At 68.3% G+C, this 24,376-nt stretch carries 28 protein-coding genes; 20 read left to right on the top strand and 8 right to left on the bottom strand.

From position 1 onward, the window contains the following. Nucleotides 1–44 precede the first annotated feature (44 nt). From CLV01_RS08825 to CLV01_RS08815, 3 genes are all read left to right on the top strand, one after another. Nucleotides 45–1,283 (top strand): patatin-like phospholipase family protein, encoded by a 1,239-nt coding sequence (locus tag CLV01_RS08825; protein ID WP_013803901.1) that lies wholly within the window; start codon nt 45–47, stop codon nt 1,281–1,283. Between the two features lie 140 nt (nt 1,284–1,423). Further along, nucleotides 1,424–3,490: a methionine--tRNA ligase gene (gene metG, locus CLV01_RS08820; RefSeq protein WP_043781042.1), complete on the top strand. Its 2,067-nt coding sequence runs from the start codon at nt 1,424–1,426 to the stop codon at nt 3,488–3,490. Between the two features lie 148 nt (nt 3,491–3,638). Further along, on the top strand, nt 3,639–3,935 hold the full coding sequence (locus CLV01_RS08815; RefSeq protein WP_099734521.1) for a hypothetical protein: 297 nt from the start codon (nt 3,639–3,641) through the stop codon (nt 3,933–3,935). A gap of 2 nt (nt 3,936–3,937) precedes the next feature. On the opposite strand, the gene CLV01_RS08810 is transcribed toward CLV01_RS08815, so the two are convergent. Further along, nucleotides 3,938–4,588 (bottom strand): YitT family protein, encoded by a 651-nt coding sequence (locus CLV01_RS08810; RefSeq protein WP_099734522.1) that lies wholly within the window; start codon nt 4,586–4,588, stop codon nt 3,938–3,940. A 174-nt stretch (nt 4,589–4,762) separates the two neighbouring features. After that, the gene (gene bamE, locus CLV01_RS08805) at nt 4,763–5,260 is read right to left on the bottom strand and encodes an outer membrane protein assembly factor BamE domain-containing protein (RefSeq protein ID WP_012203765.1); all 498 of its coding nucleotides are present in this window, start codon (nt 5,258–5,260) and stop codon (nt 4,763–4,765) included. 46 nt (nt 5,261–5,306) lie between these two features. Between bamE and CLV01_RS08800 the strand changes: the two genes are divergently transcribed. From CLV01_RS08800 to CLV01_RS08755, 10 genes are all read left to right on the top strand, one after another. Beyond that, nucleotides 5,307–5,510 (top strand): DUF3460 family protein, encoded by a 204-nt coding sequence (locus CLV01_RS08800; protein WP_012203764.1) that lies wholly within the window; start codon nt 5,307–5,309, stop codon nt 5,508–5,510. A gap of 75 nt (nt 5,511–5,585) precedes the next feature. Continuing rightward, the gene (locus CLV01_RS08795) at nt 5,586–6,452 is read left to right on the top strand and encodes a segregation and condensation protein A (RefSeq protein ID WP_013803906.1); all 867 of its coding nucleotides are present in this window, start codon (nt 5,586–5,588) and stop codon (nt 6,450–6,452) included. Between the two features lie 59 nt (nt 6,453–6,511). Next, nucleotides 6,512–7,150, top strand: coding sequence for a 7-carboxy-7-deazaguanine synthase (gene queE / locus CLV01_RS08790; protein WP_034390787.1), 639 nt, complete (start codon nt 6,512–6,514; stop codon nt 7,148–7,150). Between the two features lie 8 nt (nt 7,151–7,158). Next, complete coding sequence (locus CLV01_RS08785; protein WP_012203761.1) at nt 7,159–7,524, top strand: 6-pyruvoyl trahydropterin synthase family protein; 366 nt, start codon at nt 7,159–7,161, stop codon at nt 7,522–7,524. 143 nt (nt 7,525–7,667) lie between these two features. Further along, entirely contained in the window at nt 7,668–8,048 is a 381-nt protein-coding gene (panD, locus tag CLV01_RS08780; RefSeq protein WP_012203760.1) for an aspartate 1-decarboxylase, read from the top strand. 27 nt (nt 8,049–8,075) lie between these two features. Further along, entirely contained in the window at nt 8,076–9,398 is a 1,323-nt protein-coding gene (gene bioA / locus CLV01_RS08775; RefSeq protein ID WP_099734523.1) for an adenosylmethionine--8-amino-7-oxononanoate transaminase, read from the top strand. Further along, on the top strand, nt 9,395–10,096 hold the full coding sequence (gene bioD, locus CLV01_RS08770) for a dethiobiotin synthase (RefSeq protein ID WP_099734524.1): 702 nt from the start codon (nt 9,395–9,397) through the stop codon (nt 10,094–10,096). Before bioA ends, bioD begins: the two co-directional genes overlap by 4 nt. Beyond that, on the top strand, nt 10,093–11,310 hold the full coding sequence (gene bioF / locus CLV01_RS08765) for an 8-amino-7-oxononanoate synthase (RefSeq protein WP_013803911.1): 1,218 nt from the start codon (nt 10,093–10,095) through the stop codon (nt 11,308–11,310). Before bioD ends, bioF begins: the two co-directional genes overlap by 4 nt. 31 nt (nt 11,311–11,341) lie before the next feature. Beyond that, a complete protein-coding gene (locus CLV01_RS08760; RefSeq protein WP_012203756.1) occupies nt 11,342–11,701 on the top strand; it encodes a 5-carboxymethyl-2-hydroxymuconate Delta-isomerase in 360 nt (119 codons plus the stop codon). A gap of 15 nt (nt 11,702–11,716) precedes the next feature. After that, a complete protein-coding gene (locus CLV01_RS08755) occupies nt 11,717–12,355 on the top strand; it encodes a tRNA-uridine aminocarboxypropyltransferase (protein ID WP_043824588.1) in 639 nt (212 codons plus the stop codon). Between the two features lie 48 nt (nt 12,356–12,403). On the opposite strand, the gene CLV01_RS08750 is transcribed toward CLV01_RS08755, so the two are convergent. The 5 genes from CLV01_RS08750 to CLV01_RS08730 form a co-directional block, all read right to left on the bottom strand. Beyond that, the gene (locus CLV01_RS08750; RefSeq protein WP_099734525.1) at nt 12,404–13,387 is read right to left on the bottom strand and encodes a Bug family tripartite tricarboxylate transporter substrate binding protein; all 984 of its coding nucleotides are present in this window, start codon (nt 13,385–13,387) and stop codon (nt 12,404–12,406) included. A 131-nt stretch (nt 13,388–13,518) separates the two neighbouring features. Further along, a complete protein-coding gene (locus tag CLV01_RS08745) occupies nt 13,519–14,139 on the bottom strand; it encodes an aminotransferase class IV (protein ID WP_241150345.1) in 621 nt (206 codons plus the stop codon). Nucleotides 14,140–14,168: 29 nt separating this feature from the next. Then, complete coding sequence (gene pabB, locus CLV01_RS08740; RefSeq protein ID WP_099734526.1) at nt 14,169–15,338, bottom strand: aminodeoxychorismate synthase component I; 1,170 nt, start codon at nt 15,336–15,338, stop codon at nt 14,169–14,171. 189 nt (nt 15,339–15,527) lie between these two features. Then, nucleotides 15,528–15,839 carry a DUF4148 domain-containing protein gene (locus CLV01_RS08735; RefSeq protein WP_013803916.1) on the bottom strand — a complete coding sequence of 104 codons (312 nt, stop codon included), beginning with the start codon at nt 15,837–15,839 and terminating at the stop codon, nt 15,528–15,530. A 221-nt stretch (nt 15,840–16,060) separates the two neighbouring features. After that, nucleotides 16,061–16,786 carry a Crp/Fnr family transcriptional regulator gene (locus tag CLV01_RS08730; protein WP_043781030.1) on the bottom strand — a complete coding sequence of 242 codons (726 nt, stop codon included), beginning with the start codon at nt 16,784–16,786 and terminating at the stop codon, nt 16,061–16,063. A 165-nt stretch (nt 16,787–16,951) separates the two neighbouring features. On the opposite strand from CLV01_RS08730, the gene CLV01_RS08725 reads away from it, so the two are divergent. From CLV01_RS08725 to CLV01_RS08705, 6 genes are all read left to right on the top strand, one after another. Continuing rightward, nucleotides 16,952–18,181 carry an ATP-binding cassette domain-containing protein gene (locus CLV01_RS08725; protein WP_099735196.1) on the top strand — a complete coding sequence of 410 codons (1,230 nt, stop codon included), beginning with the start codon at nt 16,952–16,954 and terminating at the stop codon, nt 18,179–18,181. Between the two features lie 3 nt (nt 18,182–18,184). Then, complete coding sequence (locus CLV01_RS08720; RefSeq protein WP_257221239.1) at nt 18,185–19,339, top strand: hypothetical protein; 1,155 nt, start codon at nt 18,185–18,187, stop codon at nt 19,337–19,339. Beyond that, complete coding sequence (locus CLV01_RS29465) at nt 19,270–19,746, top strand: hypothetical protein (RefSeq protein ID WP_257221238.1); 477 nt, start codon at nt 19,270–19,272, stop codon at nt 19,744–19,746. Before CLV01_RS08720 ends, CLV01_RS29465 begins: the two co-directional genes overlap by 70 nt. Nucleotides 19,747–19,833: 87 nt before the next feature. Then, nucleotides 19,834–20,715: a 3-methyl-2-oxobutanoate hydroxymethyltransferase gene (panB, locus tag CLV01_RS08715; protein ID WP_012203749.1), complete on the top strand. Its 882-nt coding sequence runs from the start codon at nt 19,834–19,836 to the stop codon at nt 20,713–20,715. Between the two features lie 67 nt (nt 20,716–20,782). Next, nucleotides 20,783–21,634, top strand: a complete 852-nt coding sequence (gene panC, locus CLV01_RS08710; protein ID WP_012203748.1) for a pantoate--beta-alanine ligase — start codon at nt 20,783–20,785, stop codon at nt 21,632–21,634. Nucleotides 21,635–21,679: 45 nt separating this feature from the next. Then, nucleotides 21,680–21,892, top strand: a complete 213-nt coding sequence (locus CLV01_RS08705; RefSeq protein ID WP_099734528.1) for a DUF3079 domain-containing protein — start codon at nt 21,680–21,682, stop codon at nt 21,890–21,892. Nucleotides 21,893–21,908: 16 nt separating this feature from the next. Here CLV01_RS08705 and CLV01_RS08700 read toward each other — a convergent pair whose 3' ends face one another. Beyond that, nucleotides 21,909–22,838 carry a LysR family transcriptional regulator gene (locus tag CLV01_RS08700; RefSeq protein WP_099734529.1) on the bottom strand — a complete coding sequence of 310 codons (930 nt, stop codon included), beginning with the start codon at nt 22,836–22,838 and terminating at the stop codon, nt 21,909–21,911. Between the two features lie 102 nt (nt 22,839–22,940). On the opposite strand from CLV01_RS08700, the gene lysA reads away from it, so the two are divergent. After that, nucleotides 22,941–24,194: a diaminopimelate decarboxylase gene (gene lysA, locus CLV01_RS08695; protein WP_061288232.1), complete on the top strand. Its 1,254-nt coding sequence runs from the start codon at nt 22,941–22,943 to the stop codon at nt 24,192–24,194. The last annotated feature ends 182 nt before the right edge of the window (nt 24,195–24,376 follow it).

Raw genomic sequence — 24,376 nt, 5'->3', positions numbered from 1 at the left:
CATCCCCTGATCTGATGACGGCCGGCGCGCGGCACACTCCAGGCATGCCCGATGCCGCGCCCTCACCCGACTCCAGTCTCCCTCCCCCCAGCACCGGACTGCTGCTCAGCGGCGGCGGCGCCCGCGCCGCCTACCAGGCCGGCGTGCTGGAGGCCATTGCCGAGATACGCCGCGCCTGCGGCCAGCAGCATGGCCCCAATCCCTTTCCCATCCTGGTCGGCACCTCGGCCGGCGCCATCAACGCGGCGGCCCTGGCCTGCGGCAGCGACCATTTCGACCGGGCCGTGCGCCGCATGTCGCGCATCTGGCGCAACCTGCGGCCCGAGGACATCTACCTGTCCGACTCGCTGAGCGTGCTGCGCAGCGGCGCACGCTGGCTGACCCTGCTGTCCCTGGGCTGGGCCCTGGCGCGCTGGGGCCGCATGCGCCCGCGTTCGCTGCTGGACAACCAGCCGCTGGGCCGGCTGCTGTCGCGCGGCCTGGTTCCGCTGGAACGCCTGCCGCAATTGATCGCGGACGGCCACCTGCGTGCGCTGGCGGTGTCCGCCTCCAGCTACACCACCAGCGAGCATGTGACCTTCTGCCAGGCGCAGGACCAGCTCCAGCCCTGGGTGCGCAACCAGCGCAAGGCCGCCGCCGCCCAGATCACGCACGCGCACCTGCTGGCCTCCTCGGCCATTCCCTTCATCTTTCCGGCCACGCCGCTGCCGCTGGACGGCGCCACCGAATACTTCGGCGACGGCTCCATGCGCCAGACCGCGCCGCTGGCGCCCGCCATCCACCTGGGCGCCGAGCGCATCCTCGTCGTGGGTGCGGGCCGGCGCACCGAGCCGCCGGCCAGGCCGCCGCCAGAAGGCGCAAGCTACCCGTCGCTGGCCCACATCGCGGGCCACACGCTGTCGAGCATCTTCCTGGACGCCCTGTCCCTGGACGTGGAGCGCGCCGAGCGCATCAACCAGACGCTGGCCCTGATCCCCCCCGCCGACCGCGAACGCAGCCGGCTGCGCCCCCTGCAGTTGCTGGTCATCTCGCCGTCCGAGCGCATAGACGCCATCGCCGCGCGCCACGTGGGCCAGTTGCCCCTGCCCATGCGCACCCTGCTGGGCGCCCTGGGCGTGCGCCAGGACGCCAGTGACCCGCGCGGCGCCGCCCTGGCCAGCTACCTGCTGTTCGAGCGCAGCTTCACCCGCGAACTCATGGCCCTGGGCCGGCGCGACGCGCTGGCGCGGCGCAGCGACATAGAGCAGTTCCTGGGCTGGCAGCGGCCGCTGGTCGCCAACTGACGGCCTGCAGCCAACAGGCCTAGCGCAGCGAAGGCCCGCAACAACTCCCTCGTATGTCGGCCTGCACGGAAAAGCCATCGCCGCCCCACAACCGCCCAGCCCTTCTAGAATGTCAGGTTCCCCCGAGAAAGCCGCCATCCATGACCGCACGCAAACTCTTCGTCACCACCGCCCTGCCGTACGCCAACGGCAACTTCCACATCGGCCACATCATGGAATACATCCAGGCCGACACCTGGGTGCGTGCGCAGCGAATGCAGGGCAACGCGGTCAACTTCGTGGGCGCCGATGACGCCCACGGCGCGCCCATCATGATTGCGGCCGAGAAGGCCGGCAAGACGCCCCAGCAGTTCGTGGCCGACATCGCCGCAGGCCGCAAGCAGTACCTGGACGGCTTCCACATCGCCTTCGACAACTGGCACAACACCGACGCGCCCGAAAACCATGTGCTGGCCCAGCAGATCTACAGGGACCTGAAGGCTGCCGGTTTCATCGAGACGCGCACCATCGAGCAGTTCTTCGACACCGAGAAGAACATGTTCCTGCCCGACCGCTTCATCAAGGGCGAATGCCCGCGCTGCCACGCCAAGGACCAGTACGGCGACAACTGCGAGGTCTGCAGCGCCGTCTACGCGCCCACCGACCTGATCAATCCCTACTCGGCGCTGTCCGGCGCCAAGCCCGTGCTCAAGAGCTCGGAGCATTTCTTCTTCAAGCTGTCGGACCCGCGCTGCGTGGAGTTCCTGACCGAGTGGACCCAGGACGGCCAGCATGTGCAGCCCGAGGTGGCCAACAAGATCAAGGAATGGTTCGGCGTGCGCACCAACCCGGACGGCACGACCAGCGAGGGCCTGGGCGACTGGGACATCTCGCGCGACGCGCCCTACTTCGGCATCGAGATCCCTGATGCGCCGGGCAAGTACTTCTACGTCTGGCTGGACGCGCCCGTGGGCTATCTGGCCTCGCTCAAGAACCTGCTGGACCGCCGTGGCGAGGACTACGAGGCCTACATGGCCGACCCCACGCTGGAGCAGTACCACTTCATCGGCAAGGACATCATCACCTTCCACACGCTGTTCTGGCCCGCCATGCTCAAGTTCAGCGGCCGCAAGACGCCCACCAAGATCTGCGTGCACGGCTTCATGACCGTGAACAACGGCGAGAAGATGAGCAAGAGCCGCGGCACCGGCCTGGACCCGCTCAAGTACCTGGGCCTGCAGATGAACCCCGAGTGGCTGCGCTACTACCTGGGCGCCAAGCTCAACGGCAAGAATGAAGACATCGACTTCAACCCCGATGACTTCATGGCCCGCGTCAACTCCGACCTGATCGGCAAGTACGTGAACATTGCCTCGCGCGCGGCCGGCTTCATCGCCAAGCGCTTCGACGGCAAGCTGGGTACGGTCAGCGAAGACGGCCAGGCCCTGCTGGCCCAGCTGCGCGGCCAGAGCGAGGCCGTTGTCCAGGCCTTCGAGAACCGCGACACGGCCCGCGCCGTGCGCGAAATCATGCAGCTGTGCGACCGCGTCAACGAATACGTGGATGCCAACAAGCCCTGGGAGCTGGCCAAGCAGGAAGGCATGGACGCCCGCCTGCAGGACGTATGCACCACCTGCATCGAGGCCTTCCGCCTGCTGACCATCTACCTGAAGCCCATCCTGCCGGCCGTGGCCGAACAGGTGGAAGGCTTCCTGAACGTGGCGCCGCTGCAGTTCGCCGACGCACAGAACCTGCTGGGCGCCGGCCATGCCATCGGCCTGTACAAGCACCTGATGCAGCGCGTGGACGTCAAGCAGCTGGAGGCCCTGTTCGAGGCCCCCGAGCCCGTGGTCGAGAAGGTCCTGCCCGGCGGCGAGGAGATTGCCGAAACCATCGGCATCGACGACTTCGCCAAGGTGGACCTGCGCATTGCCAAGATCGTGGAATGCAAGCCCGTGGAAGGCTCGACCAAGCTGCTGCAGCTCACGCTGGACGTGGGCGAAGGCAAGACACGCAACGTGTTCTCCGGCATCTCCAGCATGTACCAGCCCGAGCAGCTGCAGGGCAAGCTCACCGTGATGGTGGCCAACCTGGCACCGCGCAAGATGAAGTTCGGCATCTCCGAAGGCATGGTGCTGGCCGCCAGCCACGCCGATGAGAAGGCCAACCCCGGCATCTACGTGCTGGAGCCCTTCCCCGGTGCCACACCCGGCATGCGTATACATTGAAATGCCCCTGAGTCGCTTCGCGCCTTCCCCCTGAAGGGGGCATACGGGCACCCGGCGACACCCTCGGTGCGGGGCGGCCCTTCCTCGGCGTCCCTGACTTAGGCTCTGCCGGTTTCAAAGATTGCGCACAGTGTGTTGGACGACAATCATGAAGTCTGCAAAGTCCCGCAAGCCCTCACGGTCCCCGGCCCTGGGGGCTTTTCTTTGCCTGTGCGCCAGCGCCCTGCTGCCCGGCTGCACCGTGGTGGCCGTGACGGCCACGGCGGTCAGCGTCACGGCCTCGGCCGTGGGGCTGGCCGCGGATGCGGCCGTGGGCACGGTCAAGATCGTCGGCAAGGGAGTGGGCAAGGCCGTCGATGCGATGAGCGATGACGGGGCAGCCGCAGACAACAGCGGCATCACGGTCCGCTACCGCACGCCCGATGGGCAGCCTCTGACGCCCTGAGGCTACTGCCCGGCGTAGCGCCCGGGCCGGTGGCTCACGGCCAGGAACACGCCCATGATCACGGCCGCCAGCACCGACCAGGCCACGCGCTCGAAGGGCACGACCCACAGCGCCAGCAGCACCACGCAGCAGTCGATGGCCATCTGCACCTTGCCGGCGCGGATGCCGTAGCGGTCCTGCAGGTAGAGCGAGGCAATGGTGGCGCCGCCCAGGCTGGAGCGGTGGCGCGCCAGGAACAGCAGGCCCGAGCCCATGAGCAGGCCGCCCGCAATGGCGGCAAAGGCCGGGTGCAGGTAGTCGATGTGGATGAGGCGCGGCCCCATTTCGGTGATCAGCGACAGCGCGCCCACGCAGATGAAGGTCTTGACCGTGAAGGTGCGGCCCACGCGCGTCCAGGCAAACCAGTAGAACGGAATGTTGATCCCGAAGAAGACCAGGCCGAACGGCCAGCCCGTGGCGTAGTGCAGCACGAAGGCCAGGCCCGCCGTGCTTCCCGTCAAAAGCCCCGCCTGGGCGAACATCATCATGGCGATGCCCACGAACAGGGTTCCGGTGAAGAGGGCCTGGACATCCTCGAAGAGGCCATGGCGCAGCGAAGCGGTGGCCGGGACAGGCGCAGCGGGCGCGGCAGCGGGTAGGGAAGGCGTGGACATTGTCGGGGTGATGACAGATCTATCGTCGCAAAGGCCCCGGTTCGGGGCCTTCACCGTACCCATGGGGTGTCATAGGTACAAACCCGGATTCTAGAGACTGTTGCCCCGGCGCGCTGTGGCGTGCAGGGTACAGCGCATCGCAGGATGCTTGCAGGAACTTGCAAGGGCCTGCTGTCAGGCGCCGCCGTGCAGTTTCTCGCGGCCGGCGCTGCGCAGCACGCGGCCGTCGGGGCCGAAGGTCACGGTGAACTCCATGTCGCGCGTGGGGGGATCGATGTAGTTCCAGTCCCAGTCGGTTTCCTGCTTGAGCTGGTAGGGCGTGATCTTGGCGGGCTTGCCCAGCATGCGGCGCACCTGCTCCTCGTCCATGCCGGGGCGGATTTTCTCGAAGTTGTGCGGCGCCAGCACCTGGCGCAGCGCGCTCATGCGGCCATCGGTGCCGATGGTGATCATGTAGTTGCGGCTGCCGGCGGGCTGGCGGTTGTACTCGAAGGTGCGCGAGCCGTCGGGCTCGGTCCAGATGCGTTCGGGCTCGCCAAAGCGGGCGCGGACGTCGGCCTCGGTGGACAGGCCTTCTTCGAGTTCCTTGATGTTTTGGGGATCGCAGCCGGGCAGCGAGAGCATGCCCATCACGGCGACGGCAACCCCCAGAAGACGGGAGACTAGGTTCATCGGCGGTGTCCCGGTAAAATCACGCGATTCAAGAGGTTATCAGACTATGTCATTCTTTCGCCGCCCCGACTATCGCTCCGACGCCACCAACTTCATCAACGACCTGAAGAAGCAAAAGCCCGAGCTGCCCAGCCAGCAACTGGCCGGCCGCTCGCTGCTGTGGGACAAGGACGTGAACCACGAAGTCTGGGAAGACCTGCGCGCCGGCCGCGTGGACCAGAAGCCCTACGTCTACCAGACGAACTCCTGATTGCCCATGCGATGAAAAATCAGCCTGTTCCCACCGTGCACCCTGCGCATGCGGCATTCGCCCAGGCAGCAAGGCATGGCCGAGGCTGAATCCGCGCTGGCGCCTGCGGGCGCCTCCGCCACATCCCCCCCTCCTGGCGACGGCACCCCGGTCGTGATCGACCAGGTGGCTTTGGCGCGCCTGTACGGCGAGCCGCTGTTCGCCCTGCCGCAGGATCTGTACATCCCGCCCGATGCGCTGGAGGTCTTCCTCGAAGCCTTCGAAGGGCCGCTGGACCTGTTGCTGTACCTGATCCGCAAGCAGAACTTCAACATCCTCGACATTCCCATGCTGGACGTGACGCGCCAGTACATGCGCTATGTCGACGAGATCCGCAGCCGCAACCTCGAACTGGCGGCCGAGTACCTGCTGATGGCGGCCATGCTCATCGAGATCAAGTCGCGCATGCTGCTGCCGCCCAAGAAGCAGGAAGGCGGCGAAGAGGCCGAGGACCCGCGCGCCGAGCTGGTGCGCCGGCTGCTCGAGTACGAGCAGATCAAGCTCGCTGCCCACCAGCTCGGCCAGGTGCCGCACTACGGGCGTGACTTCCTCCGGGCCCAGATCCACATCGAGCAGAACCTGCAGCCGCGCTTTCCCGATGTGGACGTGGCCGAGCTGCAATCGGCCTGGCGCGACATTCTCAAGCGCGCCAAGCTCGTGCAAAGCCACAAGATCACGCGCGAGGAACTCTCGGTGCGCGAGTACATGAGCCAGGTGCTCAAGGCCCTGCAGGGCCGGCGCTTCGTCGAGTTCGAGACCCTGTTCCAGCCCGAGAAAGGCTCGACCGTGCTGGTCGTCACCTTCATCGCCCTGCTGGAGCTGGCCAAGGAAACGCTGATCGAGATCACCCAGGCCGAAGCCTTTGCGCCCATCTACGTGCGCCTGGCCTATACGCCCGTCTAGCGGGCACGGACACAGGCACGCGCACACCGACAGGCCGGCTCCACCGGCCTCCATGCACCATGACTTACAGCGTCAAAGAAATCTTCTACACCCTGCAGGGCGAGGGCGGCCAGGCCGGCACGCCGGCCATCTTCTGCCGATTTGCAGGCTGCAACCTCTGGACCGGCCGTGAGCAGGACCGCGCCAGCGCCATCTGCCAGTTCTGCGACACCGACTTCGTGGGCACCGACGGCACGCTGGGCGGCAAGTTCGCCACGGCCGACGCCCTGGCCGAACGCATCCTGTCCCAATGGCCGGCCGGCGACAGCCAGCACCGCATGGTGGTGCTGACCGGGGGAGAGCCCCTGCTGCAGGTGGACGAGCCCCTGATCGCCGCCCTGCATGCGCGCGGCTTTCGCATTTCCGTGGAAAGCAACGGCACCGTGGCCGCGCCCGAGGGCATCGACTGGCTGTGCATCAGCCCCAAGGCCGGCGCCGACTGGGTGCAGCGCAGCGGCCAGGAGCTCAAGCTGGTCTGGCCGCAGCCCGGCTTCGATCTGCAGGCCATCGAGGCCGGCACCCGTTTCGACCGCTATTTCCTGCAGCCCATGGACAACGTCCTGCAGGCCGACAACACGGCCGCCTGCATAGCGCAATGCCTGCAGCGCCCGGCCTGGCGCCTGAGCCTGCAGACCCACAAGCTCACCGGCATCCGCTGATTTTTGCCATGCAGTTCACCGTACACCAGCGCTTTTTCTTCGATGCCGCCCACACGCTGGAGCGCGCCATCGAAACCGAGAGCAGCCGCCGCATCCACGGCCACACCTACTATGCCGAAGTCAGCGTCACCGGCCCGCGCAATCCGGACAACGGCATGGTGATCGACCTGGGCTACCTGCGCTCGCGCCTGAAGACCCTGGGCGACGCGCTGGACCACCGCTTTCTCGACGAAATCCCCGGCCTGGGCAAGCCCACGCTGGAAAACCTGTGCCTGTTCATTGCCGATTCTCTGGCCGACCTGCAGCCCGCCCCCAGCCGCATCCGCGTATGGCGCGACAGCATCGGCGATGGCTGCGTGCTCGACCTGAACTGAAGCCAGGCCCCGCAGCAGCGCCGCTGCCGTTGAACAACTTCACGGCCTTCATGGGATTTCTCCTTCGCATATAGACTTGGTGGCTTTTTTTGCCAGCCCAGGCCCCATCAAGACCGCGCAAAGCGCCCCTCGAGAGACAAAACATGTTCCGCACCCTGCTCAAATCCAAGATCCACCGCGTCAAGACCACGCAATGCGAGCTGCACTATGAAGGCTCCTGCGCCATCGACGAGGACCTGCTGGACGCCGCCAACATCGTCGAGAACGAGCAGGTGCACATCTGGAACATCGACAACGGCGAACGCTTCGTCACCTATGCCATCAAGGGCCAGCGCGGCAGCGGCATGATCTCGGTCAACGGCTCGGCCGCGCGCCGCGCTGCCGTGGGCGACCTGCTGATCATTGCCTCCTTCGCCCAGGTGCATGAGACCGACGTGGCCACGCACCAGCCGCAGCTGGTCTTCGTGGACGATGCCAACCGCCAGGTCGAACTGCGCCACCACGTTCCCACGCAGCAGCTGTGAGCTGCGCTGCGGTGTGACAATCGCGCGATGACTCAATCGCTTGCCGCCCGCAGCCTTGCGGCTGTGTGGCACCCCTGCACCCAGATGAAGCGGCACGAGGCCGCGCCCCCCATCGCCATCGCGCGCGCACAGGGGCCCTGGCTCCACGACACCGAAGGGCGCCGCTACCTGGATGGCGTCAGCTCCTGGTGGGTCAACCTCTTCGGCCACAGCCATCCGCACATCCAGGCCGCGCTCACCGACCAGCTCGCCAGGCTTGACCATGTGATGCTGGCCGGCTTCACGCACGCGCCCGTGGTGGAGCTGTCCGAACGGCTGGCCACGCTCACCGGCCTGGGCCATGCCTTCTACGGCAGCGACGGCGCATCGGCCACCGAGATCGCCCTCAAGATGAGCGCCCATTACTGGCGCAACCTGGGCCGCCCCGCCAAGAGCCGCTTTGCCGGGCTGGCCGGCGGCTACCACGGCGAAACCGTGGGCGCGCTGGCCGTGACCGATATTCCCCTCTTCCGCGAAGCCTATGCGCCCCTGGTGCGCCTGGCCGACACCGTGCCCAGCCCCGATGCACGCGGCGCGCAAGGCGGCGAAAGCCCGGTCGATGTGGCTCGGCGCGCCGCCGAAGGCCTGCGCCAGTGGCTGGAGCAGCACCACGAGACGACGGCCGCCCTCATCGTCGAGCCGCTGGTGCAGTGCGCGGCCGGCATGGCCATGCACGACCCCGAATACCTGCGCCTGGCGCGCGCCCTGTGCGACCGCTACGAGGTGCACCTGGTGGTGGACGAGATCGCCGTGGGCTTCGGCCGCACGGGCAGCATGTTCGCCCACCAGCAGGCCGGCATACGGCCGGATTTCATCTGCCTGTCCAAGGGCCTGACGGGCGGCACGCTGGCCCTGTCGGCCGTGCTGACCACCGAGACCGTCTACGCCGCCTTCTACGACGATTCCGTGGCGCGCGGCTTCCTGCACTCGCACTCGTACACCGGCAACCCGCTGGCCTGCCGTGCGGCCCTGGCCACGCTGGAGCTGTTCGAGCAGACCGATGCCATCAACGCCAACCTCGCGCTGGCGCAAAGGCTGGACGGCGCCTTCACCCGTTTGAACCAGCACGCCCGCGTGCGCCACGCACGGCGCCAGGGAATGATCTGGGCCTGGGATGTGCAGACCTCGCTGCCCGACTTCTCGCGCCGCTACAGCGCAGCCGCACTGGAGCGCGGGCTGCTGCTGCGCCCGATCAGCAACACCCTCTACGCCATGCCGCCCTATTTGCTGGACGAAGAGGCCGTGCAGCACCTGGCCGCCAGCGCGCTGGCCGCCCTTGAAGACACCCTGGCCCAGGAGAACCATTCGTGAACGCCCACCGCACCATTGGCTGCTTTGTCACCGGCACCGACACGGGCGTGGGCAAGACCCTGGCCTCCTGCGGGCTGCTGCATGCGCTGGCCCGCCACCATGCCCGCGTGGTGGGCATGAAGGCCGTGGCCGCAGGCGCCGAGCCCGACGGCCAGGGCGGCTGGGCCAACGAGGACACGCTGGCGCTGCGCGCCGCCTCCACCCTGGCCGTGCCGCCCGAACTGGACAACCCCGTGCTGCTGCCCGATCCCATGTCGCCGCACATCGCCGCGCAGCGCGCGGGCCGCTCCATAGAGATCGCGCACATCGTGGACAGCTACCGGCGCCTGGCCGAACAGGCCGACGCCGTGGTGGTGGAAGGCGCGGGCGGCTTTCTCGTGCCGCTGTCCGACCAGCTCTCGGGCGCCGACCTGGCCTGCGCGCTGGACCTGCCCGTGGTCATGGTCGTGGGCCTGCGGCTGGGCTGCCTGAACCACGCTGCCCTCACGGCCGAGGCCATCCGCGCGCGCGGACTGCGCCTGGCCGGCTGGATTGCCAGCCGCGTGGACCCCGCCATGCTGGTGCCCGAGGAAAACATGGCCTGGCTGCGCCAGCATCTGGACCGGCAACTGCAGGCGCCGCTGCTGGCCGACATCCCCTTCCAGCAGCACCCCGACCCGCGCGCCACCACCTACACCCTGCCGGAGCAATGGAAATGAGCGGCTCCTGGCTGGACGACATCCCCGCGCGCATCGCCGAACTCGACGCAGCCCACCTGCGCCGGCGCCGCCGCGCCACGGCGCCGCTGCAGGGAGCCGCCAGCGGCGCCCACATGGAGGTGGACGGCCACCCCATGCTGGCCTTTTGCAGCAACGACTACCTGGGCCTGGCCGGCCACCCCACCCTGGTGCGCGCCGCCTGCGCGGGCGCCCAGGCCTTTGGCGTGGGCTCGGGCGGCTCGCCCCTGGTCAGCGGCCACAGCACGGCCAACGCCGCGCTGGAGGAGCAGCTGGCGCACTTCGTGCAACTGCCGCGTGCGCTCTACTTCTATGCGGGCTACGCCACCAATGCCGGCATCGTGCCGGCCCTGGTGGGCGCGGGCGATGCCCTGTTCTCCGATGCGCTCAACCACGCCTGCCTGATCGACGGCGCCCGCCTGTCGCGCGCCCAGGTCCACCGCTATGCCCATGCCGACCTGACCGATCTGGCCGCGCAATTGGCCGCCAGCACGGCCCGCCGCAAGCTGGTCATCAGCGATGCCGTGTTCAGCATGGACGGCAATGTGGCCGACATCCGGGGACTGCTGGCGCTGTGCGAGCAGTACGACGCACTGCTGCTGCTCGACGACGCGCATGGCTTCGGCGTGCTGGGCCCCCAGGGCCGGGGCAGCCTGGCCGAGGCGGGACTGACGGGCGCAAACGCCTCGCCCCGCGTGCTCTACATGGCCACCCTGGGCAAGGCCGCTGGCGTGGCCGGTGCCTTTGTCGCGGGCAGCGACATGCTGGTCGAATGGCTGCTGCAAAAGACGCGCAGCTACATCTTCGCCACAGCCGCGCCGCCCATGCTGGCCAGCGCGCTGCAGGCCAGCGTGGCCCTGATCGAGGCCGAGGACGAGCGCCGCGAGGCCCTGGCCGAACGCATTGCCGAGCTGCGCGCCGGCCTCACGCCGCTGCTGGCGCGCACGGGCTGGCAGCTGCTGCCTTCGCGCACCGCCGTGCAGGCCCTGGTCATAGGCTCCAACGCCACGGCCCTGGCCGTGATGGAGGGCCTGCGCGAGCGCGGCCTGTGGGTGCCCGCCATCCGCCCGCCCACCGTGCCCGAAGGCACGGCGCGGCTGCGCATCGCGCTGTCGGCCTCCCACACGCGCATCGACGTGCAGCTGCTGCTGACGGCGCTGGACGAGGTCTCGCGCCTGGCCCCACCCCTGCCCTGAATCCCTCTTCACCACCGGAACGGAGACATCCATGCCCCATCTCTACGTCGAATACACCGACAACCTCGCCGGCCTGCCCGGCCAGCAACTGCTGACCGAACTCAACGCCTTCGTCTGCGGCCACCCCAGCATCCTGGACGAGGCCGACGTCAAGGCCCGCCTGCTGCCGGTCAGCCAGTTCGAGATCGGCTCGGCACCGGCCAACCGCGGCTTCGTCCATGTGCAGCTGCGCCTGCTGGCAGGCCGTACCGACACGGCCAAGAAGGAACTGTCCGAAGGCATTGCCGCGGTGCTGCGCCGCCTCACGCCCCAGCCGGCCGGCATGATGGTCCAGCTCAGCGTGGAAATCGCCGACATGGACAAGCCCAGCTACTACAAGGGTCGCCTGTAAGGCAGGCGCCGGGCCTTGTCCGCCGTGAGCACCCGCGCACGCTGCGCGCAATGCCTGCGCCCTGAGCGCACCTGCCTGTGCCCCCTGGTGCAGCCGGTGCCGCATGCGGTGCAGCTGCTGGTGCTCCAGCATCCCGAGGAAGAACTGCAGGCCAAGGGCACGGGCCGGCTGCTGCACCTGTGCCTGCCCGCCAGCCGCCTGGCGGTGGGCGAGGCCTTCGAGCCAGCGCAGTTGCAGGCACTGCTGCACGCGCCCTGGCAGGCGGGCGACGCCCCGCGGCAGGCCGTACTGCTCTATCCGGAAACACCGCACGGCGACCAGTTGGGCCTGGCCAGGCAAGCGCCCTGGCCGCAGCCCGCGCCATGCCCCGAGGACCTGCGCCTGGTGGTGCTGGACGCCACCTGGCGCAAGAGCCGCAAGATGCTCTACCTCAACCCCGGCCTGCAGGCCCTGCCGCGCCTGGCACTGCAGGGCGACCTGCCCGCCTCGCGCTACGGCGCCCTGCGCAAGGCCCATGCGCCGGGCCAGCTGTCCACGCTGGAGGCAGCGGCCTGCGCGCTGCAACGGCTGGCGCCTGCCGGCCCGTCGCTGCAGCCGCTGCGCGATGCGTTCGAGGGGCTGCTGTCCCTGCATGCCCTGCACAGGCCCGAATGAAAAAACGCCTCGGGGAGCGAGGCGTTTTTCATGGCGGCCGGCCGTGCTTCAGTTTTCCGGCGTGATCTTGGCGAACTTGACCAGTTCGGCGTACTTGCCCATGTCGGTACGGATGATCTGGGCCAGGTTTTCGTCGCCCGTGGGGGCAATGATGCCCGCCCCTTCCAGGCGCGCGCGCATCGCCGGATCGGCCAGGCCCGCCTTCAAGGCCTTCTGCAGGCTGGCCACCACCTCGGCAGGCAGGTCCTTGGGCCCCACCAGCCCGAACCAGCCGCTCAGCGCGTAGCCCTTGAGCGCCGCGTTCTCGCCCAGTGCGGGCACGTCCTTCATCATGGCGATGCGGTGCGCCGTGGTCACGCCCAGGGCCTTGATCTTGCCGCTCTGGATGAACGGAGCCGCCACCGAGGGAGAGACGATGGCGAAATCCAGGTTGCCGCCGGCCAGGTCGCTGGTCATCGCGGCCGAGCCCTTGTAGGGCACATGGACGATGTCCACCCCGGCAATCTTCTTGATCAGCTCGCCCGAGAAATGCGGCGTGGACCCGATGCCCGGGCTGCCGTAGCTGTACTTGCCGGGATGGGCCTTGGCCAGGGCGATGAACTCGTCGATGGTCCTGGCCGGCATCTTGGTGCCGGCCACCCACAGGTTGGGCAGCACGCCGGTCAGCGCGATGCTGGTCAGGTCCGTGGCCGGGTCGTACTTCTGCGCGGCGTTGACGAACTTCGTGCCCGCCAATTCGTTGCTGGAGCCTGCGAGCAGGGTATAGCCATCGGCCTTGGCACCGACCACGCGCTGCGCGGCCACCACGCCGGCGGCACCGGGCACGTTGTCGACCACGACGGTCGCATTGAGGTGCTTGGCCAGGATGTCACCCACCACGCGCCCCACCAGGTCGACCGAGCCACCTGCCGCGTAGCCGACGACGACGCGAATGGGCTTGTTGGGATAGGTGGTCTGGGCGCACAGCGGGCCCGCCGCCAGGACAGCCGCGGCGCTGATCAGCGCGCGGCGGGAAATACGGAATTCATGCATGGATCGATCTCAAGGGAGACAGGTATCAGCCAACAATCAAAATGATATTGCTCAACAATATTCATCGATTGTCTGACATTGCCTTGTGGAATCCATCCCTGAAAACCATGAGTTCGACCCCGGCCTGCAGTTCAGCGCAGAACTGCCGGCAGCCAGCCGCGCAGGCTGTTGACGAAGGCCCAGCCCTGCACGCGCGGCAGATCGTCCAGCCGCACCGGGTGCTCCACCACGCGGCCCTCGTCCAGCGCCACCGCGCGGCCCACGCCGGGCAGCAGGCCGCTGGACAGCGGCGGAGTCACCCAGCGGCCCGCCAGCAGCACGGCGATGTTGCCGCGCGTGCCCTCGGTGATCTCGCCGTCCTCGTTGTGGAGCACGGTGTCGAACACCGAGGCATCGGTGGGCTGCAGGCTGTCGTAGTGCGCGCGGCGCGAGGTCTTGAAACGCACCCAGTCGCCATGCGCCACCGCATTGGCGATGGGCCGGTCGGCCAGCGCCAGCCGAACAGGCGTGGCCGAAGGCGGCAGCGGCGCCGCCTGGGTCTGTATCCGCCCCGTGGCATCCAGCGCCAGGCGCACGCGCCAGTGGCCGCTGGCGTGCGCCTGGCGCAGCTGCTGCAATGCCTGCTCCAGCACGGCATCCGTGCAGGGACGGCCGAAATGCCGCGCCGCGTCCTGCATGCGCGTCACATGGCGCTGCAGGTGGATGAAACCGCCATCCCGCAGGGCCAGGGTTTCCAGAATGTCGAAATCCAAGTCCGTATCCGCCATGGCTGCACGCCCTTTCACACCTTGTCCAGAAAAGCCCTCTTGTGGCGCCATTCCTGCCATTCGGCAGGCGCCTCGGCGCCCGAGGTGATGCCGCTGCCGATGCCGCAGCGCAGTTCCGTGCCACGCGCCACCACCGTGCGTATGGGCACATTGAAGGTGGCGTGCACGCGCCCCGCTGCGATGCCGGGCCGCACCACGCCCACGGCGCCGCAGTACACGCCGCGCGGACCCGGTTCCAGCTCGTGGATGAGCCGCATGGCCTGGCGCTTGGGCGCACCCGTGATGGAGCCGCAGGGAAACAGCGCCGCAAACACGTCCGCCAGGCCGGTGCCGGGCCGCGTGCGCGCCTGCACGTCGGACGTCATCTGCCACACGGTGGGCAGGGGTTCGGCATGGAACAGGCGCGGCACCTGGACGCTGAAAGGCTCGGCAATGCGCGAGACATCGTTGCGCAGCAGGTCCACGATCATCACGTTCTCGGCCCGCTCCTTGGGCGAGGACCGCATGGCCTGGACATTCGCCTCGTCCTGTGCAGGCGTGGCGCCACGGGGCGCCGTGCCCTTCATGGGGCGCGTGAGGATGCGCTCGCCATCCCAGTCGAAGAACAGCTCGGGCGAGACGGACAGCACCTGCTCGTCGCCGCTGTCCATGCAGGCCACGTAGCCGCCGGGCTGGGCACGGCGCAGCGCGGCGAACAGCGATGGAATGTCGCCCAGCAGCCGGCCCATGAACTGGGCCGTGTAATTGATCTGATAGCAGTCACCGGCCGCAATCGCCTCGTGGATGCGCGCAATGGCGGCATCGAAATCGGCGCGCTCCAGGCCGGGCTGCCATTGCACCTGAGATTGCACCTGAGATTGCGCCTGAGGGCCGGCATCGACTGCATCCGCGTCTTCAGGCCAGGGCCGGGGGCCGTCGAAGACGGCAAACCAGGCCAGCGGCTCGCCTTGCGGCGTGGCATGCAAGGCGCCCGCGTAGGCCGCGTCAAACGCCGCCGCCGCCTCGTAGCGCACCCAGCCCAGGCACCACAGGCCGGCCTGGGCGGCCTGCTGCACGGCGTCAAGCACACCGCGCACCTGCTCGGGCGCATGGGCGGCCAGGCTGCGCAGCGGCGGCCCGAAGCCATGGCGCAGCCGGGCGGCCGAACCGTCATGGGGGTTGGGAAAATCGATCAGAAACTTCACAAAACGGCCGTCAACGCATGCTGTACTTGCATCAGCAGCTTCGCTATCGATAGCAGCCACTGACACGGGGCCGCCCAGTGTAGAGCGAGGGAAACAAAAAAGCGCCCCGAAGGGCGCCAAACCAAGCGTCCCGAAAGGACGCTTTCCACCAACAGGCCCGGCACCATGCCGGACCCATATCCATTCACATCACTTCTGCGTGACGGTGTGCTGGCCTTCCAGGCGGGCCACGGCCTCACGGTAGGCGGGGCCGCTGCGCAGTTGCTGGTAGCGGGCCAGGCCGCGCTGGTATTCGGCCGAGTTGTAGCTGATGTCGCGGTCTGCCGAAGGCGAGGGCAGGTAGGTCATGCCCGCCTGGTGCCACATTTCGAGGTCGGCCAGCACTTCGGCGCGGCTCAGGCCTGCGGTGGCGGAGGACGAGGGGGAAACGGCTTCTTGGGCCATTGCAGTGCCGGCGAGGCCCAGGGTCAGGGCGGCCAGTGCAGCGGAGAGGGTACGCATGTCAGATCCTTTCAAAAGGCCGCTCGGCATTCATTTCCTCACGGCATGGACGTACTATGCGGCGCTGCAGCATTCTTCGTCTGTGCGTTTTCTCACGTGTTTTCGCATCCGGCCCGGGCGGCCCGCTGCCTTTTCACCCGTGCTCCCCTCGACAGAAGGCGAATTCACGCGTTCCTGAAACAGTGTTTTTCGCGGCTTGAAACAGCCGCGGCAGACAAGGCTCAGCGCGCTTCCTCGAGCAGCACGCGCAGGCCTTCGACATGGCAGATGCGCAGGTTGCGGCCTTCACGCCGCAGCAGGCCCAGGCGCACCAGGCGCGACATCTCGCGCGCCACTTCCTCGCGGCTGGAGCCCAGCATCAGGGCCAGGTCGGTCTGCCGGGGTGCGGGCGCCAGCAGGGCCTGCCCCTGGTCGATGCCCGCGCGCTCGGCACGTTCCAGCAACTGGGTATGCAGGCGGCTGCGCACCGACAGCGTTCCCAGATCCACCATGCGGCGCGCCAGCGCCACGGCCAGATCGCTGAGCCGGCCGATGAAGGCGCGCAGGACCTGGGGCTCGTTCATGAGCAGGGCTTCCACATCCTCATGGGCCAGCGAGGCAATCAGGCTGGGGACGCCTGCCTCGACCACCAGGGGCATGGCCGTGCAACCCACCTGCTGCTGCGGCAGGCCGCCGAAGAACACGCCCTGGGCAATCTCGCCCAGTGTGAGCCCGCGCCCGTTGGGGGCATAGCTGCTGACGCGCAAGCCGCCCTGCACGAGCATGTAGAGACGCTGATCGGTGTACGCGCCCTCCAGCGTCTGGTGCAGCGCCAGATGCTGCCAGCGGCACTGCGCGGCCAGTTCGGCCAGTCGCTCGTCGGTCAGGCTTTGCAGCACATGGACCTGGCGCAGGCCCTGCCAGGCCACGGCGGGAAGAAGCGGAGATGTCTGTAAGGAACCGGACATGGTGCAACACCGTTGAAGCGCATCCGCAGGGCCTGTGCGGGCCCTGTCGTCCGTCGCGGGAAGTACAGCATAGCGGGATCGCATAGACTCGTCGCGCGCCGGGAATCGCACCGTCCGGCTCCCCGGATGGCCGCACCGCGCAGCACAGAAAAAAGGGAGGGCTTCATGGAATCGAGCATCGAATCGGCACGACTACCCGCGCGCCCGCAGGCCACCGTGGCGGCCTGGGCGCAATCCGTGGAACAGGCGATCGCCAGCCAGCAATGGCATGGCGCGTGGCGTGCACTCATAGACGCCGCCCTGCCGGCCGAAACCGCCGTGCAGCAGAGCCTGCTGACTGCGCTGGATGCCTGGGATGGCCTTGCGGCCGATTCCGGCGCAGAGCCACGCCGCGCGCTGGTGCAGCAGGCCTTCGATGCCCTGCATGCCGCCCATGCCCCGGGCCAGGCGCTGCAGGCCGATTCCGCACCTCACCGCGCGCACCGTGCGCACCGCGCGTACCGTGTACAGGGACGGCAACTGGTCAAGCGCTACCGGCGCGGCGGCTTTGCGCTGGGGCCGGTGGATGTGGCCGTGGAGCCCGGCACCATCCTGGGACTGGTGGGCGAGAACGGCAACGGCAAGACCACCTTGCTGCGCCTGCTGGCCGCCGATCTGGCGCCCGACGCAGGGCAGCTGGACTGGGGCGTTCCCGCCACCGATGCCTACCTGCTGCGCACCCAGCTCGCCTATATCCCCCAGCGCCCGGCCGTCTGGGGCGGGCGCCTGATGGACCATCTGCAATTCGCCGCGCGCAGCCATGGCGCCGTGGGCCCACGCAACATCTGCCTGGTACAGCTGGTCATCGCGCAGCTGGGGCTGCGCGCCTTCCGGGGCCACCAGTGGAAACAGCTGTCCTCGGGCTACAGGATGCGCTTCGAGCTGGCGCGCGCCCTGCTCTGCCGGCCGCGCGTGCTGCTGCTGGACGAGCCGCTGGCCAATCTGGACATCAACGCCCAGCAGACCCTGCTGACCGATCTGCAGTCGCTGGCGCGCTCGCCCTGGCAACCCATGGCCCTGGTGCTGAGTTCACAGCAGCTGTACGAGGTGGAAAAGGTGGCCGACCAGGTGCTGTTCCTGGAGCAAGGCCAGCCGCGCAGCGTCCAGCAGAGCTTTGCCGCCATGCAAGGCTGCGCCATCGAGTTCGAGACCGGCTGGGCCATGGCGCAACTGAAACCCTGGCTGGACCGGCTGCCATCCCATACGCACCAGCTCAGCGGCCAGACCCACATCGTGAGCTTTCACGTGCCGTTCACGGCAGCGCAGTTCCTGACACAGGCCGTGCAGGCACAGATGCCCGTGCGCTATTTCCGCGACATCACCGCATCCACCCGCCGCCTGTTCGTGAGGGACTGAGCCATGCCACGTTTTTCCGATATGACGAACCGCTGGGACCAATGGGTGCTGATGCGCTGCCCCCTGCTGTGGCAGCTGCGCCTGCACTGGTATCTGCCGCTGGCGCTGCTGTGGTGCGTGCTGGTGCTCGGCGTTTGGATGCAATGGATGGCCGAACCCGCGCGCTGGATGGGCTCCCTGCCCGGCGTTGCGTCCACGGCACAGCAAACGCCCGAGCAATTGGCACTGGACATCGGCTCCGTCGTGGCCTGGATCGTGGCAATCGGCCTGGCGCTGTGGTGGTTGCTGCGCGTGCGCATCCACAACCGCTGGCGCGAACACGCCCCCGTGGGCCGCTGGGGCCTGTGGTGGGAGTACCTGTGGGGAGCCTTGTTCCTATCGCTATTGTTCGCGCCTGCGATCGCCTTTTCGCCCATCTATGAAATGCGGATTCAGCGCCAATGGTCGGATACGGATGTCAGTGCACAGATACAGACTGTCGAGCAAGTCGCAGCCCTGGAGGCGCTTGTCGCGCCACGCCAGGCGGCCATGCTCGTGGAATGGATACGTGTGCTGCGCGAGGAAGAGGTCGATCCGGCGAAGTACCCGAGCATCCAGGCCCTGGTCTGGTTGATGCGCGGAGACCAGGCCGCGATTGCCGCGACGCTGGAGCGCTACGGCCAGCCATTGCAGGCCAGAGGCTATGTGCGCCAGTCTGCCAGCTCCGCCCAGGACCAGGCTGAGCACCTGCTGGCCAGCTACCGCAGCGCGCTGCAATCCCCCTGGCCGAGGAATGGCGCGCCTACCTGGCCGCGAACCCGCAGCCAGGGAATGGCGAGAAGACATCCAGGGCACAGGATTCCGACTGCCAACCGATCCTGGGGCGAAACAGTCCCTCGGATCTGGAGCCGGATCCGCGCAAATGCTTTGATGTCTATCTGTCCCAGAGCAACCGCAAGTGGCTCATCCCGCTGGAGAGGTTCGACATTCGGTGGAGCACGCTGCAGCATGTGCAATGGAAGCACGCGCGCTACGGCCTCGCCCTGCCTACCTACCAGGAAAGCCATCTGCGGCGCGCTGACAGGTCCCGCGACGACGAATGGCCAAGGATGTCCCAGTTGCTGGCGGCCGCCAGCGCTGGCTTTTTCCTCGCCTTGGCCCTGGTGCTGGTGCGCCTGATGCCTGCCATGCAGCTGGTGGCCTGGGGCGCATGCCTGGTCCTGACCTTGCTTGGCAGCGTGCTGGCCGGGATGCTGGGAATCACCAGCCTCTATGTGCTGGGGCTGTTTCCAGCCGCGCTGATATCGGTCGCCTGGCTGCGCATCCGTGTGCTCAAGCGCCCCTGGGCCGGCGCGGTCCTGCTGGCCCTGGGCATGTCGCTGGCCCTGATATGGCTCGCCGCCGCCTGGTATGAGTGGTCCAGACTGCTGTTGCCCCAACCCACCGGCAGCGCAGGCCCTTGGACGGATACCCAGCACTGGCTGGACCTGCTGATGGGCGCGCCTGCCGTGGCAGCCAGCACGGCCATGCTCGTGGCCCTGCTGTCTCCGCTGTGGCGCCGATGGCGTGGCCTGCCCGAAAGGTGACGGAAAAGCAAAGGACAGCTCAGGGACAGGTGCCCCCCGCGCGCATCGCATAGACTCGCGGCAATTCCATCCCCCTCCGAGCGCCCCATGACCCAAGCACCCGTCACCGCCGGCACGCCCTACGGCACCATCCCTCCCGCCTCGCCGCTGCCCCAGCGCCGCCCCGTGAGCCTTCCGCGCCTGGCGCAGATGCGCGAGGCTGGCGAGAAGATCACCATGGTCACAGCCTATGACGCCACCTTCGCGGCCGTGGCCGACGCGGCCGGCGTGGAGTGCATTTTGGTGGGCGATTCGCTGGGCATGGTCTGCCAGGGCCTGCACAGCACCGTGGGCGTGTCGCTGCAGGACATGTGCTACCACACGGCCAGCGTGGCGCGCGGCCTGCACCGCGTGCAGGGCACGGCCTGGCTGATCGCCGACATGCCCTATGGCAGCTACGCCGAAAGCCGCGAGCAGGCCATGCGCAGCGCCTGCGAGCTGATGCAGGCCGGCGCCCATATGGTCAAGCTCGAAGGCGGCGGCTGGACCGCGCCCACCGTGCAGTTCCTGGTCGAGCGCGGCGTGCCCGTCTGCGCCCACCTGGGCCTGACGCCGCAGACCGTGCATGCGCTGGGCGGCTACCGCGTCCAGGGCAAGAGCGACGAGGGCGCGGCCACGCTGCGCCGCCATGCGCTGGAGCTGCAGGATGCAGGCGCCTCCATGCTGGTGCTGGAGATGGTGCCGGCACAGCTGTCGCGCGAACTCACGGCCGAGCTGCCGCACTGCCACACCATCGGCATCGGCGCGGGCAGCGGCACGGCCGGCCAGGTCCTGGTGCTGCACGACATGCTGGGCGTGAACCTGGGCAAGATGGCCCGCTTCGTGCACAACTTCATGGCGGATGCGGGCAGCGTCAAGGGCGCCTTCGAGGCCTATGTGCATGCCGTGAAGAACGGCAGCTTCCCCGACGACAGCAAGCACGCCTGGTAGTCCGGCAGGCTGCACGATCCGTTTTTCCGCTTCCCGCTTCCCCGTTTTCCCGTTCCCCGGTTTTCCCATGCAAATCGTCCACTCCATCGCCGACCTGCGCGCCATCCTGTCGAGCAAGGGCCGCCCCGCCTTCGTGCCCACCATGGGCAATCTGCACGACGGCCACCTGTCCCTGGTGCGCGCCGCGCGCCAGCACGGCGACATTGCCGTGGCCAGCATCTTCGTGAACCGCCTGCAGTTCCTGCCGCACGAGGATTTCGACAGCTATCCGCGCACCTGGGAGGCCGACTGCGCCAAGCTGGAGGCCGAAGGCTGCGACCTGCTGTTCGCCCCGCGCGAAGCCGATCTCTACCCCGAGCCGCAGACCTTCAAGATCCAGCCCGACGCGCAGCTGGCCGACATCCTCGAAGGCCATTTCCGCCCCGGCTTCTTCACGGGCGTGTGCACCGTGGTGATGAAGCTGTTCTCGGCCGTATTCTTCGCCAGCGGCGGCGGAACGGCCGTGTTCGGCAAAAAGGACTACCAGCAGTTGATGGTGATCCGCCGCATGGTCGAGCAGTTCGCCCTGCCCGTGAACATCGTGGCCGGAGACACTGCGCGCGCCGACGACGGCCTGGCGCTGAGTTCGCGCAACGGCTACCTGAGCGACGACGAGCGGCAGCAGGCCATGGCGCTGTCGCTGGCGCTCAAGCAACTGGCCGATGCCGCGCGTGCGGGCCAGGCGCCGCTGGCGGAACTGGAAGCCTGGGCCATGCAATCCCTGGCCGCCCAGGGCTGGGAGCCCGACTACCTGACCGTGCGCCTGCGCCGTGACCTGCAGCCCCCCGCCGAGGGCGCGCAACTGGCCGGTGCACCACTGGTGGCCCTGGGCGCTGCGCGCCTGGGCAAGACGCGCCTGATCGACAACCTGGAATTCTGATCCAGCGCAAAACCCTGGCGGCCATGGCGGTCCAAGCTGGATGCCATGGCCAAGAAATTCCCCATCCACCCCGCCCATCCCGAGCGCACCTGCTGGGGATGTGACCGCTACTGCGCCCGCGACGAGCTGGCCTGCGGCAACGGATCGGACCGCACACAGCACCCGGTGGAGATCTTTGGCGACGACTGGATGGAGTGGGGCCTGCCGCCCGAGCCGGCGGCAGACAACGCAGCCAGCCTGAAGGACGCGGCGCGCTGAAGTCGCCCACCCCACTTCAAGCGACCGCGGCCACCTCGGCGGCGAGCGCGTCCACCAGCCACTGCACCTCGGCCACGGCCGGCCGGTGCAGCGGCAGCAGCGCATGGACCTGGAAGGGAATGGAAAACGCCAGCGGCCGCACCACCAGCTGCGGCCCGGCGCAGACTCGCGCCGTCAGCGGATTGACGATGGCCACGCCCAGGCCATGCTGGACCATGGCGCAGACCGCCACGGCGCTGTGGGTCTCCAGGTGCAGCTGGCGCTGCACGCCGGCCTGCTCGAACACGGCATCGATCTGCTGGCGATAGGGGTCGTCGCGCGCCAGGCTGATGAAGCCCTCCCCCGCAAAGTCGCCCGCCTCCAGCACCGGGCGGGCCGCCAGCGCATGCCCTGCCGGCAGCACGGCCACCTCGTCCATGGCGGGCAAAGCCAGAGCACGCGTGCCGGGCGGCGCCTCGGCCAGTTCGGCCAGGCCCAGGTCGTAGCGCTGGGCGGCCATCCACTCCTGCAGCAGCGGCGCCTCCTGCGTGGCCACGCTGACGGCCACGGGGCCATGCTCCGCATGCAGCCGCGCCAGCGCTGCGGGCAGCAGCGCATGGCTGAGCGCGGGCAGGCACAGCACGTTGATGCGCGCCTGGTGCGGACGCCCCAGGGCCAGCGCATGCTCCACCACCCGATCCAGCCCCTGCCAGCTGCGCTGCACCTCGGCCCACAGCGACAGGGCGCGTGCCGTGGGCCGCAGCCGGCCCTGAGCGCGCTCGAACAGCGCATAGCCCAGCAGGCTTTCCAGGCGCGCCAGTTCGCGGCTGACGGTGGGCTGGGAGCTGTACAGCATCTGCGCCGCGCCCGTGGCGCTGCCGCTGAGCATGAGCGCGCGAAACACCTCCAGGTGGCGGTGGGAGATGCGGGGTTCGGGAGACGTGTGCGGCAGCGCGGGGTCTTGCATGGCCAAAGCATATCCAAATCAAATAGACACCATAAGAACAAGCATTGGACTGAATGACCGCCATCCGCCATCATGCGCTGCAGTTCCCCTGAAAGAGACACCATGTCCAATCCCTTCTCGCCCGCCCAGCTCTGGGCCCTGGCCGACCAGCACGGCACGCCGCTGTGGGTCTATGACGCCGCCACCATCCGCGCGCGCATCGCCCAGCTCAAGGCCTTCGACACCATCCGCTTTGCGCAGAAGGCCTGCTCCAACATCCACATCCTGCGGCTGATGCGCGAGCAGGGCGTGAAGGTGGACGCCGTCTCACGCGGCGAAATCCTGCGCGCGCTGGCCGCCGGCTACGCGGCCGGCCATGGCGACGACCTGCACAGCGACATCGTGTTCACCGCCGACGTGATGGACGAGGCCACGCTGGCCTGCGTGGCCGAGCACAAGGTGCCCGTGAACGCCGGCTCCATCGACATGCTGCACCAGCTGGCCCAGGCCTCGCCCGGCCATCCCGTGTGGCTGCGCATCAACCCCGGCTTCGGCCACGGCCACAGCAACAAGACCAACACGGGCGGCGAGCACAGCAAGCACGGCATCTGGCACAGCGACCTGCTGGCGGCGCTGCAGGCCATACGCGACGGCGGCCTGAAGCTGGCCGGCCTGCACATGCACATCGGCTCGGGCGTGGACTACGGCCACCTGCAGCAGGTCTGCGGCGCCATGGTCGAGCTGGTGCGCGCCACCCGCCAGGCAGGCCATGACCTGCAGGCCATCTCGGCCGGCGGCGGCCTGTCCATTCCCTACCGCGATGGCGACGCCACCATCGACACCGCCCACTACCACGGCCTGTGGGATGCGGCACGCAAGGACGCCGAGGCCATCGTGGGCCACGCGCTGGGCCTGGAGATCGAACCGGGCCGCTTCCTGGTGGCCGAGTCGGGCGTGCTGCTGGGCCAGGTGCGCGCCACCAAGAACGCGGGCAGCAACCATTTCGTGCTGGTCGACACGGGCTTCAACGAGCTGATGCGCCCTTCCATGTACGGCAGCTGGCACGGCATGGAAGTGCTGCGCCGCGACGGCCAGGCCATGCCCCTGCGCGATGCCGTGGTCGCCGGCCCGCTGTGCGAATCGGGCGACGTGTTCACCCAGGGCGACGGCGGCGTGGTGCTGCCGCGCGCGCTGGCAGGCGCCTCGGTGGGCGACCTGCTGGTCATCCATGACACGGGCGCCTATGGCAGCTCCATGTCCAGCAACTACAACACGCGTCCGCTGGCCGCCGAGGTGCTGGTCGATGGCGACAGCGCGCGCCTCATCCGCCGCCGCCAGACGGTGGAGGAACTGCTGGGTCTGGAGCTGGGCCTGTAACTGGGCCTGTAACTGGGCCTGTAACTGGGCATGTAGCGCGCCAGGCGCCAGGATTTCTGACGCAAAAAAGCCCCGGGGCCTTCCAGCTCCGGGGCTTTTTCATCGCCGGGCCGCCCCAAGATGAAAAGCGGCCCCCTCGGGGGCAGTGGACCTTGCGCAGCAAGGGAAGCGTGTGGGCCATT

The sequence above is a fragment of the Delftia sp. 60 genome, from assembly GCF_002754395.1.
GTDB classification, from domain to species: domain Bacteria; phylum Pseudomonadota; class Gammaproteobacteria; order Burkholderiales; family Burkholderiaceae_C; genus Comamonas; species Comamonas acidovorans.
The sequence above is the reverse complement of the archived record's forward strand: the minus strand, read 5'-3'. Positions and strand labels throughout refer to the sequence as shown.

Bases quoted from the DNA above. Each gene is read 5' to 3' on its own strand.
- CLV01_RS08825 (WP_013803901.1), top strand. From the start codon at position 45: ATGCCCGATGCCGCGCCCTCACCCGACTCCAGTCTCCCTCCCCCCAGC.
- metG (WP_043781042.1), top strand. From the start codon at position 1,424: ATGACCGCACGCAAACTCTTCGTCACCACCGCCCTGCCGTACGCCAAC.
- CLV01_RS08815 (WP_099734521.1), top strand. From the start codon at position 3,639: ATGAAGTCTGCAAAGTCCCGCAAGCCCTCACGGTCCCCGGCCCTGGGG.
- CLV01_RS08810 (WP_099734522.1), bottom strand. From the start codon at position 4,588: ATGTCCACGCCTTCCCTACCCGCTGCCGCGCCCGCTGCGCCTGTCCCG.
- bamE (WP_012203765.1), bottom strand. From the start codon at position 5,260: ATGAACCTAGTCTCCCGTCTTCTGGGGGTTGCCGTCGCCGTGATGGGC.
- CLV01_RS08800 (WP_012203764.1), top strand. From the start codon at position 5,307: ATGTCATTCTTTCGCCGCCCCGACTATCGCTCCGACGCCACCAACTTC.
- CLV01_RS08795 (WP_013803906.1), top strand. From the start codon at position 5,586: ATGGCCGAGGCTGAATCCGCGCTGGCGCCTGCGGGCGCCTCCGCCACA.
- queE (WP_034390787.1), top strand. From the start codon at position 6,512: ATGACTTACAGCGTCAAAGAAATCTTCTACACCCTGCAGGGCGAGGGC.
- CLV01_RS08785 (WP_012203761.1), top strand. From the start codon at position 7,159: ATGCAGTTCACCGTACACCAGCGCTTTTTCTTCGATGCCGCCCACACG.
- panD (WP_012203760.1), top strand. From the start codon at position 7,668: ATGTTCCGCACCCTGCTCAAATCCAAGATCCACCGCGTCAAGACCACG.
- bioA (WP_099734523.1), top strand. From the start codon at position 8,076: ATGACTCAATCGCTTGCCGCCCGCAGCCTTGCGGCTGTGTGGCACCCC.
- bioF (WP_013803911.1), top strand. From the start codon at position 10,093: ATGAGCGGCTCCTGGCTGGACGACATCCCCGCGCGCATCGCCGAACTC.
- CLV01_RS08760 (WP_012203756.1), top strand. From the start codon at position 11,342: ATGCCCCATCTCTACGTCGAATACACCGACAACCTCGCCGGCCTGCCC.
- CLV01_RS08750 (WP_099734525.1), bottom strand. From the start codon at position 13,387: ATGCATGAATTCCGTATTTCCCGCCGCGCGCTGATCAGCGCCGCGGCT.
- CLV01_RS08735 (WP_013803916.1), bottom strand. From the start codon at position 15,839: ATGCGTACCCTCTCCGCTGCACTGGCCGCCCTGACCCTGGGCCTCGCC.
- CLV01_RS08730 (WP_043781030.1), bottom strand. From the start codon at position 16,786: ATGTCCGGTTCCTTACAGACATCTCCGCTTCTTCCCGCCGTGGCCTGG.
- CLV01_RS08725 (WP_099735196.1), top strand. From the start codon at position 16,952: ATGGAATCGAGCATCGAATCGGCACGACTACCCGCGCGCCCGCAGGCC.
- CLV01_RS08720 (WP_257221239.1), top strand. From the start codon at position 18,185: ATGCCACGTTTTTCCGATATGACGAACCGCTGGGACCAATGGGTGCTG.
- CLV01_RS29465 (WP_257221238.1), top strand. From the start codon at position 19,270: ATGTCCCAGTTGCTGGCGGCCGCCAGCGCTGGCTTTTTCCTCGCCTTG.
- panB (WP_012203749.1), top strand. From the start codon at position 19,834: ATGACCCAAGCACCCGTCACCGCCGGCACGCCCTACGGCACCATCCCT.
- panC (WP_012203748.1), top strand. From the start codon at position 20,783: ATGCAAATCGTCCACTCCATCGCCGACCTGCGCGCCATCCTGTCGAGC.
- CLV01_RS08705 (WP_099734528.1), top strand. From the start codon at position 21,680: ATGGCCAAGAAATTCCCCATCCACCCCGCCCATCCCGAGCGCACCTGC.
- CLV01_RS08700 (WP_099734529.1), bottom strand. From the start codon at position 22,838: ATGCAAGACCCCGCGCTGCCGCACACGTCTCCCGAACCCCGCATCTCC.
- lysA (WP_061288232.1), top strand. From the start codon at position 22,941: ATGTCCAATCCCTTCTCGCCCGCCCAGCTCTGGGCCCTGGCCGACCAG.